The sequence below is a fragment of the Actinomyces johnsonii genome (assembly GCF_006546835.1).
Lineage (GTDB): Bacteria > Actinomycetota > Actinomycetes > Actinomycetales > Actinomycetaceae > Actinomyces > Actinomyces johnsonii.
The window spans coordinates 54,417-72,117 of the sequence record NZ_VICB01000005.1; the positions used below are offsets into that span (position 1 = coordinate 54,417).

A 17,701-nucleotide genomic window follows, 5' to 3' on the forward strand; every position below is an offset into this window, starting at 1 on the left:
TCAAGGGCGCGGAATAGATGTCGGTGGTCCGTGATCGTCTTGGATGCGACAAGCCTAACGTCAAGACGACCACGCTTCAAACACACGTTCGAAGAAGTACTGGACGTGTCGCTCCTTCCGGCGTTAGTGTATCGAACAAGCGTTCGTCGAACATGCGTTCAGGAGGTAGTTATGAGCGCCATCGCCATCCCGCCCTCGCCCCGCCCGGCGTCTCGGGTTCGGACTCGTGGGGGCGTCACCGGACATCTCGGTGGGCGAGCCGTTGCGCGGGCCTCCTCCCGACCTCGGCTCCTGCTGGTGACCGACGACTTCGTTCCCATGGCCCCGACGCATGGTGCGGCTGATGACGCGACCCGCCGTCCCATGGCGGCGCCCGCCACCGACTCGACGGAGCTGCCGATGCGGCGTCCCTCCGCACCGGTGGCCCTGCGCGGTCGCCGGCAGGAGCTGGAGAGACTCGCTCCTGAGCACCCGGCGGTGCGGGCCGCCAGGCGACGCGACCGGGCTCAGCGCGACCGTGGCCGGCAGGCTGTCCGGCAGGACGCGGCCGCTCCGTCTGGGAACCGGCAGGATCGGCAGGGGCGGACGATCCGTTTCCAGACGGAGCCGCGTTTCCTTCGCCGCGGCTCCCTCGCCGTTATCGCGGCGATCGCGCTCGCCTGCTGCGGATTCGCACTCGGCGGTCTTGCGGGTCTAGCCTCCCCGACCTCCGCGGCCGCTCAACCGCCGGTGGGGGCGGCCGCCACCGTGACCACCGTGGTCCGTCCCGGTCAGTCCCTGTGGGAGATTGCAGCGGCGAGCGGGACCACGGACGTCTCGGCGACCGTGGCGCGCATCGTCGAGCTCAACGACCTTCAGAGCACCACCGTCCGCGCCGGGCAGAGCCTTGAAGTCCCAGTCTCCTGAGGACCTGTGCACGGATTTCACTGCGAGGCGGGCTTGCGGGGCGGTCCGCCCGACGTTTAGTCTCCGATGGACCGACAGGTAATCCATTGAGATCGGAGGACGGAGGCGTGCACTGCCCCTTCTGCCGTCATGACGGCTCACGCGTCGTCGACTCCCGGACCGCGGAGGACGGCACTTCGATCCGTCGCCGTCGTGAGTGCCAGCAGTGCGGGCGCCGCTTTACCACCCTGGAGACCGCCAGCCTGTCGGTCCGCAAACGCTCCGGCGTCGTTGAGCCCTTCAGTCGGGACAAGGTGATGGTCGGGGTCAGGCGCGCCTGTCAGGGGCGGCCCGTTTCCGACGACCAGCTCGCGCTCCTCGCCCACAAGGTCGAGGAGGCCATACGCGCGGGCGGCCAGGCCCTCGTGGACTCCCACGACGTCGGTCTGGCGATCCTCGGCCCCCTGCGCAATCTCGACCAGATCGCCTACCTGCGCTTCGCCTCGGTCTACTCCTCCTTCGACTCCCTGGAGGACTTCGAGAACGCCATCGCCGAGCTGCGCCGCGCCGAAGTTGTCTCCTAGCGTCAGACGCGTCCCCGCTGCGGCGGGATCCTGCGAGGAAGAGGCGTGGCAGACTGGAGAGCATGCGCGTCCTCATCGTCTCCGACTGCTACGCGCCGCGACTGGGCGGCATCGAGACCCAGGTGCGGGACCTCGCCCGCAACCTAAGGATGGCCGGTCACGAGCCCGCCGTCGTCACTGCGACGCCGGTCGGCGACCGGCGCGGCCGCAGCGTCGAGCGGGGCGACGGCTTCCCGGTCTACCGCACCACCGTGCACCTGCCTAGCGAGTTGCCCGTTCACCCGCGAGCCCGGCGCGAGCTGGACGACCTCATGTCCCGGCTGCGCCCCGACGTCGTCCACGCCCATGTCGGCATCGTCTCCCCCTTCGCCTGGTCCGGTATCGCCGCCGCCCAGAGGGCGGGACTCCCGTTGTCCCTCACCTTCCATTGCGTGCTGGGGCCCTGGGCGCCGATGGCCGGGGCGCTGGGCCCCATCAGCCCGGTGCGGCTGTGGCAGCGCGGCGGCGCCGACCTGACGGCCGTGTCCTCCATGCTCGCCGCCGAGGTGCGGCGCGCCGGTGCCCGCGAGCCGGTGACCGTCCTGCCCAATGGCATCACCATCGACGACTGGCGTCTGGAGCGCCCCGGACCCGAAGGGCGCAGGCCCCGCCGGCCGGTCACGGTGGTCGCCTCCCTGCGATGGATCGAGCGCAAGCGCCCCCTGCAGGTCGTGCGCGCCTTCGCCCATGCGGTCAGGGACACCCCGGGATGCGACGCCGTCCTCAAGATTTACGGGGACGGCCCGCTGCGCGACAGGCTCGCCCAGGAAGTCGCCGACTCCGGCCTGGCCGACCGCATCACCCTCGTGGGGCGCGTTGAGCGCAGTGAGCTCGCCCGGGCCTTCACTTGCGCCGACATTTACCTGCAGACCTCGCCCGCGGACTCCTTCGGCATCTCCACCCTCGAGGCCCGCAGCGCGGGACTGGCGGTGATCGCCCTGCGCTCCAGCGGGGTCAGCGACTTCGTCACCGATGGCGTCGACGGTCTCCTAGCCGACGACGACGCCGGCCTGGCTCGCGAACTCGCGGCGCTTCTGGGTGACGACGAGCTGCTCGAACGCATCAAGGAACACAACTACGAGGTCGACCCGCTTCCCGAGTGGGGCACGGTGGTCCAGATGAACGTGGAAGCCTACCGGCGCGCCATCGATCTGAGGAGCGCGCGCTAGCCGCGGTCGAGGCCTGAGAGACTCCGGGTCGGGAAGTGCCGGGAGGCCTTCAGCCGATGCTGGCGTCGCTGAGCACCTCGGACAGGCGGCGCGCCGCCGCCATGACCACATGGCCGTGGACACGGCCGGGCTGGCGGCCCATCCGCTCGATGGGCCCGGAGATCGAGATGGCGGCGACGACCTTGCCCCCCGGCCCGCGCACCGGCGCCGAGACCGAGGCGACCCCGGGCTCGCGCTCTCCGACCGACTGGGCCCATCCCCGGCGTCGGACCGCCGAGAGCATGGTGGCGGTGAAACGGGCGCCCACCAGGCCACGGTGCAGGCGGTCGGGCTCCTCCCATGCGAGCAGCACCTGAGCCGCGGAGCCGCCCTGCATGGACATGGTCGCGCCCACGGGGATGGAGTCGCGCAGCCCGATGGGGCGCTCGGCGTTGGCCACGCAGATGCGCACGTCGCCCTGACGGCGGTAGAGCTGGGCGGACTCGTGGGTCTTATCGCGTAAGGCCGCCAGCACCGGCCCGGCCGCGGCCAGGAGATGGTCCTCGCCCGCGGCACTGGCCAGCTCGGTGAGCCTGGGGCCCAGGATGAAGCGGCCCTGGGAGTCACGGGTGACCAGGCGGTGGAACTCCAGGGCGACCGCAATGCGGTGTGCCGTGGGGCGGGCCAGATGAGTGGCGGACACGAGCTGGGCCAGAGTCGCCGGGCCCGACTCCAGCGCACTCATCACCATGGCCGCCTTGTCAATGACACCGACGCCGCTGCTGTCGTTCTCAAAGGAACTGTCCATAATCTGATACTGGCATTTCAAGGTGTGAGATTTCAAGTTAGGGTCGTCTCCGGAAAGCGGCACTGTGTCAGCATCTTGGGGTCCGGGTGGGAGACTGCGACTCCGGGCGCGGCGCGGCCGCCTCTCGTGGTCTGCGCGGAGTCTCGGTGGAGTCTCTGGTTGCTTCCCGCGCCCTTCGCGACCGCGAACAGCTGTTTCTGAGAGGATGAAGTCGATGGGAATGACTCTCGCCGAGAAGGTCTGGCGCGATCATGTGGTGTCCAAGGGCGGCGACGGCGCCCCCGACCTGCTGTACATCGACCTTCATCTGGTTCACGAGGTCACCAGCCCCCAGGCCTTCGAGGGGCTGCGCCTGGCGGGGCGCAGAGTCCGGCGCACCGACCTGACCATCGCCACCGAGGACCACAACACCCCCACCCTGGATATCGATCTGCCGATCGCCGATGTCACCAGCCGGGCGCAGATCGAGACGCTGCGCGCCAACTGCGCCGAGTTCGGGGTGCGTCTGCACTCCTTGGGGGACGCCGACCAGGGGATCGTCCACGCCGTCGGCCCCCAGCTGGGCCTGACCCAGCCCGGCATGACCGTGGTGTGCGGTGACTCCCACACCTCCACTCACGGTGCCTTCGGGGCGCTCGCCTTCGGGATCGGCACCTCCCAGGTCGAGCATGTCCTGGCCACCCAGACTCTGCCGATCGCCCCCTTCAAGACGATGAGCGTGACCATCGATGGCGATCTGCCCTCGGGCAGCGGTGCCAAGGACATCATCCTGGCCATCATCGCCAAGATCGGGACCAATGGGGCCCAGGGCCACGTCATCGAGTACCGCGGCCGCGCCATCGAGCAGCTCTCGATGGAGGCCCGCATGACGATCTGCAACATGAGTATCGAGGGCGGGGCCCGGGCCGGCATGATCGCCCCGGACCAGACCACCTTCGACTACCTCAAGGACCGTCCCCATGCGCCCGTCGGCGAGGATTGGGACGCGGCCGTCGAGTACTGGTCCAGTCTGCGCACCGACTCCGACGCCGTCTTCGACACCGAGGTGGTCCTCGAGGCCAAGGACATCGAACCCTTCGTCACCTGGGGCACCAACCCCGGCCAGGGCCTGCCGCTGTCCGCCGCGGTCCCCGATCCCGAGGACATCGCCGACGCCACCGAGCGGCTCGCCGCCGAGCGCGCCCTGGAGTACATGGATCTCGTCCCGGGAACGCCCCTGCGCGACATCAAGGTCGATACCGTCTTCATCGGCTCGTGCACCAACGGCCGCATCGAGGACTTGCGGGCCGCCGCCGAGGTGGTGCGCGGGCGCAGGAAGGCCGAGGGACTGCGCATGCTCGTGGTGCCCGCCTCCGCCCGGGTGCGCCTGCAGGCCGAGGCCGAGGGCCTGGATCAGATCTTCAAGAGCTTCGGGGCCGAGTGGCGCAACGCCGGCTGCTCCATGTGTCTGGCCATGAATCCGGACAAGCTCTCCGCCGGGGAGCGCGCCGCCTCCACCTCCAACCGCAACTTCGAGGGGCGTCAGGGCAAGGGCGGGCGCACCCACCTCGTCTCGCCCGTCGTGGCCGCCGCCACCGCCGTGCGCGGGACCCTGTCCGCACCGGGAGACCTGCCCCCGCACCCCGCCGACTTAGAGGGCGCCGATTGCCGGCCGCTGAGTCCGGGCGACATCCCGGTGGTCGCAGCGGTCCCGTCGGAGGCGCAGCCGGCCTCCACCGTGCTCCCGGTAACCGTCCTGTAGCATCCGGGCGCCGCGGAAGAGACGAAGAGATAGAAGGCAAGGAGCTGAAAGAGGCTGTGGACAAGTTCATCCGGCACACGGGAATCGGCGCTCCGCTGCGGCGCAGCGCCGTCGACACCGACCAGATCATCCCGGCGGTGTATCTCAAGCGCATCACGCGCACGGGCTTCGACGACGCCCTGTTCGCCTCCTGGCGGGCCGGTGAGCCCGACTTCATCCTCAACCAGGAGGCCTACAAGCGGGCCTCCGTCCTCGTGGCGGGCCCCGACTTCGGCACGGGCTCCTCGCGCGAGCACGCCGTATGGGCGCTCAAGGACTACGGGTTCAAGGCGGTGCTCGCCCCCCGTTTCGCCGATATCTTCCGCGGAAACGCCGGCAAGCAGGGGCTCGTGGCCGGGGTCGTGTCCCAGGAGGACTGCGAGCAGCTGTGGAAGATCCTCGAGACCGAGCCGGGCACCGAGGTGACGGTGGATCTGGAGAACCGCACGGTGGAGGCTGGGTCCTTCCGCTGCATGTTCTCCATCGACGACTACGTGCGTTGGATCCTCATGGAGGGGCTCGACGACATCTCCCTGACCCTCACCCAGGAGGACGCCATCCGCGCCCACGAGGAGGCCCGCCCCGCCTTCAAACCGCGCACCCTTCCGGCCAAGCACCTGCCCGCCCAGGAGGTCGTCCCAGCCAGGGCCGCGGACATGCCCCGGCCCTGAGAATGACCGGGGGCATGCCCGGGTTTGCCCAGGTCGCGGTCGCCTCGTCGAATCTCATCGGATTTTCCACGGTGCTATCGCATATTGATCGGGAACTTCTGTGAGTCGAAGGCCACCTGATACGGGGCTGAAAACGGTCCTGGGAGTCCCTCAGGTGCGCTTATGCTGGGACGGCCTCGCGCGCCCGCGCGAGGGTGGGTGCCCGGCCGCGCACGGCACGCCCAGATGACGTCATGGAGGTGCGCATGGTCGACGGTCTGCTCCAGGTCGAGGGCGGTCGCCCGCTGACTGGTGAGATCACCGTCCGCGGGGCCAAGAATCTGGTCCCCAAGGCGATGGTGGCGGCCCTGCTGGGATCTTCCCCCTCGGTGCTGCGCAACGTCCCGCTCATTCGCGACGTCGACGTGGTCTCGGGACTGCTGAGCCTGCACGGTGTGAGCATCGACTACGACCAGCGCGAGGGCGTCCTCCAGCTGGACTCCTCCAAGGTCGAGTCCGCGCACATGGCCGATATCGACGCGCACGCCGGCTCCTCCAGGATCCCGATCCTCTTCTGCGGCCCGCTCCTGCACCGCTTGGGGGAGGCCTTCATCCCGGACCTGGGCGGGTGCCGCATCGGCGACCGGCCCATCGACTTCCACCTGGAGATCCTGCGCCAGTTCGGCGCCTCCGTCGACAAGCAGGAGCAGGGCATCCGGCTCACCGCGCCCGACGGCCTCAATGGCACCGTCATCGAGCTGCCTTACCCCTCGGTCGGCGCTACCGAGCAGACCCTGCTCACCGCCGTGCGCGCCTGTGGGCTGACCGAGCTGCGGGGGGCCGCCGTCGAGCCCGAGATCATGGACCTGGTCGACGTCCTGCAGAAGATGGGCGCCATCATCTCGGTGGACACCGACCGCACCATCCACGTCGAGGGCGTCGACGAGCTGTGCGGCTACACCCACTCCGCCCTGCCTGACCGCATCGAGGCAGCCTCCTGGGCCTCGGCCGCCCTGGCCACGCGCGGCGACGTGTTCGTGCGCGGCGCCCACCAGAGCCACATGACCACCTTCCTCAACACCTTCCGCAAGGTGGGGGGCGCCTTCGACGTCACCGACGAGGGCATTCGCTTCTACCACCCCGGGGGGGACCTGCGTTCGATCGTGGTGGAGACCAACGTCCACCCTGGCTTCATGACCGACTGGCAGCAGCCCCTCGTCGTGGCCCTCACCCAGGCCCAGGGTCTGTCCATCGTCCACGAGACCGTCTATGAGAACCGCTTCGGATTCACCGGTGCGCTTCGCAAGATGGGCGCCACCATCCAGGTCTACCGGGAGTGCCTGGGTGGAACCGAGTGCCGCTTCGGCCAGCGCAACTTCTACCACTCCGCGGTGGTCTCCGGCCCCACCCCCCTGAGCGGTGCCGACATTGTCGTACCCGACCTGCGCGGCGGCTTCTCCCACCTCATTGCCGCCCTGACCGCCGAGGGCACCAGCCGAGTCGAGGGAGTCAACCTCATCGATCGCGGCTACGAGCACTTCATGTCCAAGCTGGAGTCCCTCAACGCCGCCGTCACCCGACTGGCCTGATCGCGCACGGCCGCACCGGCCGGTCATCGGTATGGCGGAGCCGGGGCCCGGGGGATCTCGCTCGGCCCCCTGAGCGGATAGAGTTCACCCGTGCCTGCAACGCGCCCCATGACCCCGTTCTACCGCTTCGCCGCGTGCGGGGCGATCATTCCGTTCCTCAAGATGGTCTCCAGGCAGAAGGTGACCGGCCTGGAGAACATACCCCGCGAGGGCGGCTTCATCGCCGTGGCCAACCACCTGACGGATCTCGACTCGCTCACGGCCATGCGCGCACTGGTCGACGCCGACGTGCCCGTCTACTCTCTGGCCAAGTCCACCCTGTTCAAGGTGCCGGTGCTCGGCTCGATCCTGAGGGCCGGCGGACAGATCCCGGTCCAGCGGGGAACCCAGAACGCAGCCACGGCCCTCAAGGCCGCCGGCGATGTCCTGGCCGACGGCGGAGCCATCATGATCTTCCCCGAGGGTACCCTCTCCCGGGACCCCCTCAAGTGGCCGATGGTCGCCAAGACGGGCGCGGCCAGGCTGGCGATGACCAGCGGGGCACCCGTCCTGCCCATGGGGCAGTGGGGGGCTCACGAGATCCTGGACACCTACGGGCGCTCCTTCCACCCCTTCCCGCGCAAGGACGTGCGCGTGACCATCGGAGGGCTCATGGATCTGTCCCGCTTCGGGCAGGACACCCAGGACCGCGAGGCCGTGCGCGCCTGCACGGCCGAGATCATGCGGGCCATCACCGTTCTGGTGGAGGAGCTTCGAGGCGAGAAGGCCCCCCGGCCCTTCGACCTGCGCTACGACGGGGACCCCGGCAAGGGCAGGATCGGCGTGCGCCGCCCCGACCCGTTGCCCGAGGCGGACAGCAGGGAGGACGGTCAGTGAGCGGAGCCGGAAACGCAACGAGCATGGCGCCGGTGCGGCGGGCGGCCGTCATCGGCTCGGGCGCCTGGGGAACCACCTTCGCGAGCCTCCTGGCTCAGGCCGGTGCCCCGACGACGATCTGGGCCCGGCGCCAGGAGATCGCCGACGAGATCAACACCGGCACCAACGAGCGATACGTCCCTGGCCACCGCCTGCCGCCGGGCGTGACGGCCACCACCGACCTGGCCGGGGCCGTCAAGGGAGCGGGCGTCGTCGTCGTAGCCGTGCCCTCCCAGGAGGCCCGGGGGGTTTTGGAACCCGTCCACGGCGCCCTGGCCGACGACGCCGTGGCCGTCTCCCTCATGAAGGGGGTCGAGCTGGGCACCGGGCTGCGAATGAGCGAGGTGCTGGCCGAGGTCCTGGGGATCGACCGATCCCGCGTCGTCGTCATCTCCGGGCCCAACCTCGCCGACGAGATCGCCGCGGGCCAGCCCACCGCCACCGTGGTGGCGGCCGATGACGAGCGGGTCGCCGCCCGGATCGCCGCCATGTGCGCCACCGGCACCTTCCGCCCCTACACGAACACCGATGTCCTGGGCGTCGAGCTGTGCGGGGCGGTCAAGAACGTCATCGCCCTGGCCGTCGGCGCCGCCGCGGGCCGGGGCATGGGGGACAACTCCAAGGCCACGATCATTACCCGGGGCCTGGTGGAGATCACCCGCCTGGGCCTGGAGCTCGGCGCCCACCCCGAGACCTTCTCCGGGTTGGCCGGAATGGGCGACCTGGTGGCCACCTGCTCCTCGCCCCTGAGTCGCAATCAGACCTTCGGCCGTCACCTCGGCGAGGGGATGAGCGTGGCCGAGGCCGCCGCGGCCTCCCGAGGCGTGGCCGAGGGGGCAAAGTCCGCCCGCGCCGTCCTCGACCTGGCCCAGGCCCACGGGGTGGATATGCCGATCACCGCCGGGGTCGTCACCGTCGTCGAGGGCGCCGCCAGCGTCGCCCAGGTGACGGATGCTCTGCTGGCTCGTCCTCGCAAGGCCGAGGGCGTGCACGCCGCCGCGTCTCAGACGTAGCCCGGTCGCGTCTCGCACGACTGCGGATGCCCGGAACTCTCGCCGCGGCACGGCGCTGGGCCGGTCCTCAGTCGTGGGCGATGTCGATGACCAGGCGCGTGGGACTGGACAGTCTGAAGATGCGATAGGTCTGGGAGTCGGTGCCTATCACGACCTGGAACTCGCCCTCGAAGCCGGGATCGATGTAGGCCGAGTCGATGCTCCTGTCGTCGTTCGCGGAGTCGTCAAGCTCGATCTGCCTATGGCCGCTGACCCTTTGCCCGTCCGGGGGGACGTCGGCTACGCCGCTGCCCCGGATGACCATCGTGTGCCCTCCTTGAACCTCGATCGGGTCGCCCTTGCCCATGGTGGAGGCCGGAGCATCCCACTGGGGCGGGCTCCATCCCGGAGTCCCCTGACCATCGAACTCCACCACGAGCCGGCTGTAGCCCTCCTCCGGGTGGTTCCCGATTCTGACGTCGGCGACCGTGAGGGTGCTGCCCTCTGCCGCCTGCTGCCCCTGGGAGCCGGTTCCCCAGTCCGGGGCGTCCGAGCTGTTGTGCCGGGGGTGACTGGATGGCGCTGCACTTCCCGAAGCCGGAGCCGTCCCCGGTGTTCCCCCGGTGCCGACATCGCTGGTGGTGGGGGTGCCCGAGGGGAACGACGTGCTCAGTGAGCAGGAGCTCAGCACCAGGGTCGCGCAGGCCAACAGGGCGAGCGGTGCGACGGGGCTGCGGTGGGGCATCGTTGCCTCCTTCCAGGGGCGTACGGGGCGCCCGCTTTGATCCGGGATCTTTGCGCATTATCAGCATACGGGGCTCCGCGCGGTAGCGTGTGGCCTATGACAGACCTCCAGGAAACCGGCCCCTCCGTTCCCAGTTCTGACAAGTCCAAGGTGCGAGTCGCCGTCGTCTTCGGCGGGCGCAGCGGGGAGCACACGATCTCCTGCGCCACCGCTGCCGGAGTCCTGTCGGCCATCGACCGCGACCGCTACGAGGTCCTTCCTGTGGGCATCACCCCCGAGGGCCAGTGGGTGCTCGTCGAGGACGACCCGGCCGCTCTCGAATTGAGCGACGGCCGACCGCCAGTGACGATCACCGCCGACGCGCTGGGTCGGGGAACCCTCACCGCCCCGCTGGGAGGCGGCGAGCTGACCGTGCTCGGTCCCACTGGTCCCCGAGCGCTCGGCCGGGTCGACGTCGTCCTGCCGCTGCTGCACGGGCCCTACGGCGAGGACGGAACCATTCAGGGAATGCTGGAGATGATGGGCGTTCCCTACGTCGGCTGCGGAGTGCTGGCCAGTGCCGCGGGCATGGACAAACAGGTCACCAAGGTGCTCCTCGGAGCGGCCGGCATCGCCACGGCTCCGCATGTCGTCGTTGGCCCCCACGCCTGGAAGCGTGATCCCGAGACGATCCTGGAGGCCTGCCGGTCCCTGACCTACCCCCTGTTCGTCAAGCCCGCCCGCGCCGGCTCCTCCCTGGGTATCAGCAAGGTCGACCGCCCCGAGGACCTGCCCGGGGCCATCGAGGCTGCCCGGGCCGTCGACCCGAAAGTCCTCGTGGAGAGCGGTATCGTCGGGCGTGAGATCGAGGTCGCCGTCCTGCAGGGCCGCGGCGACGACGCTCCCCGGGTGGCCGAGCCCGGCGAGATCGCCATGGACGTTACACAGGGCGCCGGCGAGTTCTACGACTTCGAGACCAAGTACCTGGCCCACGACGCCGTCGCCATGGTCTGCCCGGCCCGCATCGGTCCCAAGGATAGGGCCCTCATCATGGACACCGCCGCCCGGGCCTTCGAGGCAGTCGGCTGCGAGGGACTCGCCCGCGTCGACTTCTTCCTCACCGACACCGGCGAGGCGGTCGTCAACGAGATCAACACGATGCCCGGCTTCACCCCCTTCTCCATGTTCCCCTACATGTGGCAGGTCTCAGGGCTGGAGTACACCGACCTGGTCTCCGAGCTCATCGAGTTGGCCCTGTCGCGCTCCAGTGATGTCAACCGCTGAGCCGGTTCTTCCCGGCGGTGATGCCGCTGATGCCGCTGATGCCGCGAGAGTCGGCGACCTCAGCGAGGAGGAGCTCCTCGCCCTCATCACACCCCTTCTGCCGCGCGCCGCGCAGACCCCGGTGGGCAGCGGGGACGACTGCGCGGTCCTGTTCTTCCCCGACGCGCGCACGGCGGTGAGCACCGACGTCCTGGTCGAGGGGCACCACTTCCGCACCGAGTGGTCCACGGGGCGCGACGTCGGCGAAAGGGCCGCGGCCCAGAACCTCGCCGACGCCGCCGCCATGGGGGCGCGGCCTGTCGCCCTCGTCGTCGGTCTCGTCATGCCCCCGACCACGCCGGTGGCATGGGTGCGGGACTTCGCCGAGGGCCTGGCCCGGGGCTGCGAGCCCTGCGGGGCCGGCGTCGTCGGCGGCGACCTCAGCGGAGGGGAGTCGCTGATCGTGGCCGTCACGGTCCTGGGCGATCTCGAGGGTAGGGCGCCGGTCCTGCGAAGCGGTGCCCATCCCGGCGACCTCGTCGTCTACGCCGGTACCCTGGGGCGCAGTGCGGCCGGACTCGCCCTGCTCAGCGCCGGGAAGCAGACTGCGGCGGAGCAGTATCGGGACCTGTCTCAGGTCCGGGACTGCCTGGCCGCCTTCCGGGCACCGACTCCGGCCCTGGTGGCAGGACCCGCCCTGGCCGATGCCGGAGCCACCTCCATGATGGACGTCTCGGATGGATTGCTGCGCGACGCCGGACGGATCGCCCGAGCCAGCGGCGTCGTCATCGACCTCGACGATCCGGGGAACCTGCCTGATATGTCCTTCCTCGAGCCGGTCGCCGCGCTCGTGGCGGGCGGCCGTGGACCGGCAGCACACGCCCTGGCCCGAGGCTGGCTGCTCACCGGGGGAGAGGACCACGGAATGCTCGCCACCGTCCCGCCAGAGGCCGCAGAGCGTCTGCCGGCAGACGCCGTGGTGATCGGCCGGGTGCTGGCCCCCCAGAGCCCGATGGCCGACGGACTCGGCCATCGACCGGGTGTGCTCGTGGGCGGACAACCGGCTCGCGAGCACGCCGGGTGGGACCATTTCGCCGGAGCCTGAGTCACCGCTCCCCAAGTGGAACCCGAGCACGACAAAGGCCGCCGACTGCAGATGCAGCGGCGGCCTCGCGCTCGAAGGACTCGAGGCGGTGCGCTCAGATGTTGCGCGTCACCTTGCCGGCCTTGAGGCAGGACGTGCACACGTTGAGGCGCTTGGGGGCGCCGTTGACGAGAGCACGCACACGCTGGATATTGGGGTTCCACCGGCGGTTGGTCCGCACGTGGGAGTGCGAGACGCTCTTGCCGAAGATGGGGCCCTTGCCGCAAACGTCGCACACAGCAGCCACGGTCTCACTCCTGATCTTCAATGCTTCAACGCTCAGGCCCGTGCCTGGCGCCAGGTCTTACCGCCCAGGCGCAGGGCTCTGGGCAACCCGAACACAATAGCGGAACTGTTGGCCGGCTCCCAAGCCACGGAGGCGTGGGTTCGGGCACACGCCGGGGCGATCGGAGGGCCGCCGACGTACGACCTGCGGGTTGTGAACGTGCCGTATCTCACCATATGACGAACGTTTGCCCGAACGGGGTGCGGTGGTAGGCGGTTTGACCAGCGTGTTGGTGGTTCGAGTCTCCAACTGGCGCTCTATCGCCCAGAACGGGACCTTCCGCACGGTGTTCGCTCCGGTGGGAGGAATGTGGTTGTGCGGGTACTCTGAAACTACATATCAACACGGAGGCTCGGCCCAGCCGCGAACCAGGCTCGCTGAACGCCAGCACATATGCAGATCATGCAGTGGAACAGAAGGTGTTCGCAGCGTGAGACGCATGTGGTGCGGTGGTCGCAGCCAGGACGCAGGGGAGGCGAAGATGGCGCAGTCGCAAGGACACCGCCCCGCTACCTCTGTCCCGGAGACCTACGTGCTGCAGGGGGCGGCGGTACGGCGCTGGATTGGGCTGGCGGAGATTGTCGCCGATCAGACCCGGGACCTCGTCGACGTCCTCAATGTTTTCCCTGTGCCGGATGCGGATACGGGAACCAATGTCCTGCTGACCCTGCGCTCGGCCTCAGACGCCCTCCATCGCCTAGGACGGGCCGCGGACGCGGCCCAGGTGGCCCGGGCGGCAGCCGACGGCGCCGTGCGGGGCGCGCGTGGGAACTCCGGCCTCCTGGTCTCCCAGGCCTTGGCCGCCTTCGCCGATGTCTGCGCCGACGCCCCCGACCCTAAGGGTCTGCGCCCCGTCGAGCTCGTGCACGCCTATGAGGCCATGGCGGACACCACCTGGGCCGCGGTCTCCCGCCCAGTGACGGGCACCCTGCTGTCCGTGGCCAGGGACGCCGCCACGTCCGCCCGCGCCGCCCTGGAGGAGGCGACCGCGAGCTCGCCCGCGACCCTGAGCGTCATTGCCGCTGCCGCCGCCTTCGGCTCCCAGGAGTCCGTCGTCGAGACGGCCGGCCTCGGGCACGGCCCGGTGGATGCCGGGGGTGCGGCCTTCATGCTGCTTCTCACCTGCCTGTTAGACACCATCGACTCGGTCCCGGACGCCGGCGGCGGGGCGGATAATGCGCTAGAGCTGCGCCAGGGCCACGAGGACGCCGACGAGCACGCTCCCTACACCGCCGTCGCCCGCCAGATGCTCACCGATCTGGCTGAGGGCGGGGCCCCGCACAGCCTCGGTTCCGAGCCGATGGGCATGTCCACCGGTGAATTCGAGGTCATGTACCTGCTGGAGGCGACCTCGGTCCAGGCCGGGCAGCTGCGCCGGGACCTGGAGCGCATCGGCGACTCGGTGGGCGTCGTCGGCACTCCGGATGCCCTGGACGTGGGGCTCTACCAGGTCCATGTCCACACCGATACGCCGCGCGCCGCGCTGCCGCACGTGGGCCGAGCCCGTCAGATCTGCATCCACCACCTCCACCCCACGGCCCTGGTGACCTCCACCGACGAGCCCCCGTCCCCGTGGGGGCCGCTCGTATCCGACCCCACGGGCCACGTCGTCTCCTTCGAGCGCCTGGCCGCCCGCAGAGCCGAGCGCAAGGCCAAGTCGGTGCGCATGCACCCCTCTCAGGCGGCGGTCGCCCGACCCGCCCCGGCGGAGACGCCGCGCATCGCCGCGCGCTCACGGCAGGCCGGCGTCGGCGTCATCGCCTGTACACGGGCACCCGGCCTCATCGAGCAGCTTGCCCGCTCCGACGCCGCCGTTGTCCTCAATCCCGACCGGGAGGGGATCGCCCGTGCCGCTGCGGACCTGGGCTCCTCCCAGGTCATCGTGCTGCCCTGTGATGCCGCGTGCACCGAGGCGGCCCATGACGCCGCCCGCTTCCTGGCGGCCCGCTCCGCCGTCTCCACCGTCCGTGCTCCGGCAGGGACCTCACGGAACGCGGGCGCCGCTCGAGAGGCCGCCCGCGCCGGGCTGCAGTCGGGTAGTCAGCCGGAGCGATACGCGGCTGAGGGCATTCAGCTCCTCGTGTGCGACACCGACGACGAGGCCCGGGTCCTGGCCGCTACCGTCTCCCTGGCGGGTAGGAGCGAGGGCGCGGAGCTGGCCGACCTTGCCCGTCGGGCCTGGAGCGCCGCTGCGGGCCTGCGCACCATCGCCCTCAACGGCGCCCAGGCCGACGCCGACGCAGTGGCCCACGCCGTGGCGGCGGCGCTGCGTCCCTCCGATGAGCTCCTCACCGTCATTACGGGGCGCAACGCCGGGCGCGACGTCGGGGCCCTGGCCGCCAGCGCTGCGGTGGGCGCTCGCGGGCAGATGGTCGGTGAGGACGTGGAGGTCGCCGTCCACGCCGGCGGCCAGGAACGCCCCGATGTCCTGATTGCCATCGAATAGCCATTGAGTAACTAGCTCAACGCCGCTGCCCGGCCGCGGAGCCGCTTTGGCCCGTGTGCGAACCGGCTCGGGTCGTGAACGGATCCGAGCGGCCTTCGGCATAGGGTGGGCGTCGTGCCCAGCTCGCCTGATCGTTCGACCCGCGCGCCTCGACCCGGCAGTGCCGGTGTCCTCGAGCGACCCGTCACCCGGCTGCTGGGCAAGCGCACCGCCGCTCAGCTCGCCAAGCAGGGAGTGGAGACCGGCGCCGACCTGCTGCGCCTCCTGCCTCGCCGCTACGACACCTGGGGGGAGCTGACCGATATGCGCACGCTCGCCAAGGGCGAGCAGGCAACCATCCAGGCGCAGATCGTGCGGGCCTCCTCCCGCCGCACCCGCTCTGGCCGGGCTCCGGCCATCATGGAGGCCACCGTCACCGACGGCGTCTCGACCATGGACGTCGTCCAGTTCGGCGCGGTGGGCCAGATGCGCGCCCGCGCCACCCGGCTGGCCCCCGGAACCACCGTCCTCATGAGCGGCAAGGTCGGTCTCCACCGTGGACGCAGGCAGCTGTCCAACCCGCGCCTGTACGTCCTCGACGAGCTCGACGAGGCAGAGCGCGATGCTCTGCTGGCCCGGCCCATGCCCATCTACCCGGGCACCGAGGCCCTCCCCTCCTGGTCGGTGGCCAAGGCGGTCAGAACCGTGCTGGACCAGGTGGGGCCGGACGACGTGCCCGACCCGCTACCCGATCAGCTGCGGCGCTCGTGCGGACTTGTCGACGCCTACACCGCCTACCGGTGGGTGCACCGGCCGGAGGACGCCGACCAGTGGAAGGCCGCCCGGAAGCGCCTGCGTCACGAGGAGGCCCTCATCCTTCAGGTGGCCCTGGCTCAGCGCCGTGCCCTCCATGAGGCCACCCGCACCGCGGTGGCTTGGCCCGAGCCGGAGGCGACCGGCTCCCTGAGAGCCGACCTCGACGCCGCCCTGCCCTACGAGCTCACCGTCGGACAGGTGCGGGTAGGCCGGGAGATCGCCGCCGACTTGGCCCGAGCCGTCCCCATGCAGCGGCTCCTTCAGGGCGACGTGGGCAGCGGCAAGACCCTCGTGGCCCTGCGGGCCATGCTCCAGGTGGTCGGCGGTGGAGGACAGGCGGCCCTGCTGGCCCCCACCGAGGTGCTCGCCGCCCAGCACCACTCCTCCCTGGAGACGCTGCTCGGCCCTCTGGCCCGCTACGGGATGCTCGACGGCGCCGAGCGCGCCACCCGGGTCCATCTGCTGACCGGCTCCACTCCGGTCGCTCAACGCCGCCGGATCCTGGCCGACCTGGCCGCCGGCGAGCCGGCCATTGTCGTGGGGACCCACGCCCTGCTGTCGGATACGGTGCAGATCCCCTTCCTCGGGCTGGTCGTCGTCGACGAGCAGCACCGCTTCGGCGTCGCCCAACGCGACGCCCTGCGCGAGCGCGGGGGCGTCACCGACCCGGCCACCGGCCAGCGCTACACCCCCCACCTGCTGGTCATGACCGCCACCCCGATCCCGCGCACCATCGCGATGACGGTCTTCGGCGACCTGGCCACCTCCGTCCTGGACGAGCTGCCCGCCGGGCGCGTCCCCGTCCCCACCCATCTTGTCCCGTGGTTGCGCACCTCCTGGGTGGAGGGCATCTGGCGGCGCGCTGCCAAGGAGGTCGCCGGAGGTGGGCGCGTCTACGTCGTCTGCCCGCGGATCGAGGCGGGCGACGACGAGCCCGGGCAAGAGGCTGCAATGGTCTCCGACGCCGTCACCGCCGCCGATACCGACCAGAACTCGGGCTCGCTCGAGCTCGAGGAGACCGGTCCGCGACCCGACCGCTCGCCGGCCGCCGTCGAGGAGTGGAGACTACGCCTGGGGGCCGAGCCGGCCCTGGAGGGCATCGACGTCGGGGTGCTCACCGGGCGCATGAGCGGCGAGGACAAGGCAGCCGCCATGGCGGACTTCGCCTCCGGCGCCACCCCCGTCCTGCTAGCCACCACCGTCATCGAGGTCGGGGTGGATGTGCCCGAGGCATCCATGATGGTCGTCCTGGACGCTGACCGCTTCGGCCTGTCACAACTCCACCAGCTGCGCGGACGGGTCGGACGCGGCGGCCGGGAGTCGATCTGCGTGGCGGTCACCGGCGTGGAGGTCGGCTCCACCGCCTTTCACCGCCTCAAGGCCTTCGCCTCCACCATGGACGGGTTCGCCCTGGCCGAGGCCGACCTTGACCTGCGCAGTGAGGGCGACGTCCTGGGAGCCTCGCAGTCGGGGCGAACCTCCGGGCTGGATCTGCTGCGCGTTACCCGCGATGCCCGGCTCATCGCCACCGCCCGGAGCCAGGCGGAGCGGATCGTGGCGGCCGACCCGCAGCTGCGCGAGCACCGGGCCCTGGCCGCGGCGATCGCCGAACGCCTCGACGAGGAGTCCCGGGCCTTCCTCGAAAGAGCGTGA

15 protein-coding genes are annotated in these 17,701 nt (G+C 70.5%); 12 read left to right on the forward strand and 3 right to left on the reverse strand.

What is annotated here, in order from left to right; all coding sequences use genetic code 11:
• Nucleotides 1-171: 171 nt before the first annotated feature.
• From FK256_RS05010 to FK256_RS05020, 3 genes are all read left to right on the forward strand, one after another.
• Nucleotides 172-906 (forward strand): LysM peptidoglycan-binding domain-containing protein, encoded by a 735-nt coding sequence (locus FK256_RS05010; protein ID WP_141423943.1) that lies wholly within the window; start codon nucleotides 172-174, stop codon nucleotides 904-906.
• 107 nt (nucleotides 907-1,013) lie between these two features.
• Nucleotides 1,014-1,469 (forward strand): transcriptional regulator NrdR, encoded by a 456-nt coding sequence (gene nrdR / locus FK256_RS05015; protein WP_009233636.1) that lies wholly within the window; start codon nucleotides 1,014-1,016, stop codon nucleotides 1,467-1,469.
• A gap of 62 nt (nucleotides 1,470-1,531) precedes the next feature.
• Complete coding sequence (locus tag FK256_RS05020) at nucleotides 1,532-2,677, forward strand: glycosyltransferase family 4 protein (protein WP_021606379.1); 1,146 nt, start codon at nucleotides 1,532-1,534, stop codon at nucleotides 2,675-2,677.
• Between the two features lie 49 nt (nucleotides 2,678-2,726).
• Here FK256_RS05020 and FK256_RS05025 read toward each other — a convergent pair whose 3' ends face one another.
• Nucleotides 2,727-3,464 (reverse strand): IclR family transcriptional regulator, encoded by a 738-nt coding sequence (locus tag FK256_RS05025; protein WP_009233634.1) that lies wholly within the window; start codon nucleotides 3,462-3,464, stop codon nucleotides 2,727-2,729.
• Between the two features lie 214 nt (nucleotides 3,465-3,678).
• Between FK256_RS05025 and leuC the strand changes: the two genes are divergently transcribed.
• From leuC to FK256_RS05050, 5 genes are all read left to right on the forward strand, one after another.
• Nucleotides 3,679-5,205 carry a 3-isopropylmalate dehydratase large subunit gene (leuC, locus tag FK256_RS05030; protein WP_039893954.1) on the forward strand — a complete coding sequence of 509 codons (1,527 nt, stop codon included), beginning with the start codon at nucleotides 3,679-3,681 and terminating at the stop codon, nucleotides 5,203-5,205.
• Between the two features lie 56 nt (nucleotides 5,206-5,261).
• A complete protein-coding gene (gene leuD / locus FK256_RS05035) occupies nucleotides 5,262-5,915 on the forward strand; it encodes a 3-isopropylmalate dehydratase small subunit (protein ID WP_009233632.1) in 654 nt (217 codons plus the stop codon).
• A gap of 245 nt (nucleotides 5,916-6,160) precedes the next feature.
• Nucleotides 6,161-7,483 carry a UDP-N-acetylglucosamine 1-carboxyvinyltransferase gene (murA, locus tag FK256_RS05040; RefSeq protein ID WP_009233631.1) on the forward strand — a complete coding sequence of 441 codons (1,323 nt, stop codon included), beginning with the start codon at nucleotides 6,161-6,163 and terminating at the stop codon, nucleotides 7,481-7,483.
• 108 nt (nucleotides 7,484-7,591) lie between these two features.
• Nucleotides 7,592-8,359 carry a lysophospholipid acyltransferase family protein gene (locus FK256_RS05045; RefSeq protein ID WP_141424131.1) on the forward strand — a complete coding sequence of 256 codons (768 nt, stop codon included), beginning with the start codon at nucleotides 7,592-7,594 and terminating at the stop codon, nucleotides 8,357-8,359.
• Nucleotides 8,356-9,411, forward strand: a complete 1,056-nt coding sequence (locus tag FK256_RS05050; RefSeq protein WP_211343524.1) for an NAD(P)H-dependent glycerol-3-phosphate dehydrogenase — start codon at nucleotides 8,356-8,358, stop codon at nucleotides 9,409-9,411. Before FK256_RS05045 ends, FK256_RS05050 begins: the two co-directional genes overlap by 4 nt.
• A 67-nt stretch (nucleotides 9,412-9,478) precedes the next feature.
• Here the strand turns inward: FK256_RS05050 and FK256_RS05055 are convergent, their stop codons facing one another.
• Nucleotides 9,479-10,135, reverse strand: coding sequence for an AMIN-like domain-containing (lipo)protein (locus tag FK256_RS05055; protein ID WP_009233628.1), 657 nt, complete (start codon nucleotides 10,133-10,135; stop codon nucleotides 9,479-9,481).
• A gap of 96 nt (nucleotides 10,136-10,231) precedes the next feature.
• Here FK256_RS05055 and FK256_RS05060 point away from each other — a divergent pair, with 96 nt between their 5' ends.
• Nucleotides 10,232-11,398 (forward strand): D-alanine--D-alanine ligase family protein, encoded by a 1,167-nt coding sequence (locus FK256_RS05060; protein WP_141423944.1) that lies wholly within the window; start codon nucleotides 10,232-10,234, stop codon nucleotides 11,396-11,398.
• A complete protein-coding gene (locus tag FK256_RS05065; protein ID WP_141423945.1) occupies nucleotides 11,385-12,482 on the forward strand; it encodes a thiamine-phosphate kinase in 1,098 nt (365 codons plus the stop codon). The genes FK256_RS05060 and FK256_RS05065 overlap by 14 nt, the downstream gene beginning before the upstream one ends.
• Nucleotides 12,483-12,576: 94 nt before the next feature.
• Here the strand turns inward: FK256_RS05065 and rpmB are convergent, their stop codons facing one another.
• Nucleotides 12,577-12,768, reverse strand: coding sequence for a 50S ribosomal protein L28 (gene rpmB / locus FK256_RS05070; protein ID WP_003785965.1), 192 nt, complete (start codon nucleotides 12,766-12,768; stop codon nucleotides 12,577-12,579).
• A 520-nt stretch (nucleotides 12,769-13,288) separates the two neighbouring features.
• On the opposite strand from rpmB, the gene FK256_RS05075 reads away from it, so the two are divergent.
• Both FK256_RS05075 and FK256_RS05080 read left to right on the forward strand, forming a co-directional pair.
• Nucleotides 13,289-15,253, forward strand: a complete 1,965-nt coding sequence (locus FK256_RS05075; RefSeq protein ID WP_141423946.1) for a DAK2 domain-containing protein — start codon at nucleotides 13,289-13,291, stop codon at nucleotides 15,251-15,253.
• A 192-nt stretch (nucleotides 15,254-15,445) separates the two neighbouring features.
• On the forward strand, nucleotides 15,446-17,701 hold the full coding sequence (locus tag FK256_RS05080) for an ATP-dependent DNA helicase RecG (RefSeq protein ID WP_244936208.1): 2,256 nt from the start codon (nucleotides 15,446-15,448) through the stop codon (nucleotides 17,699-17,701).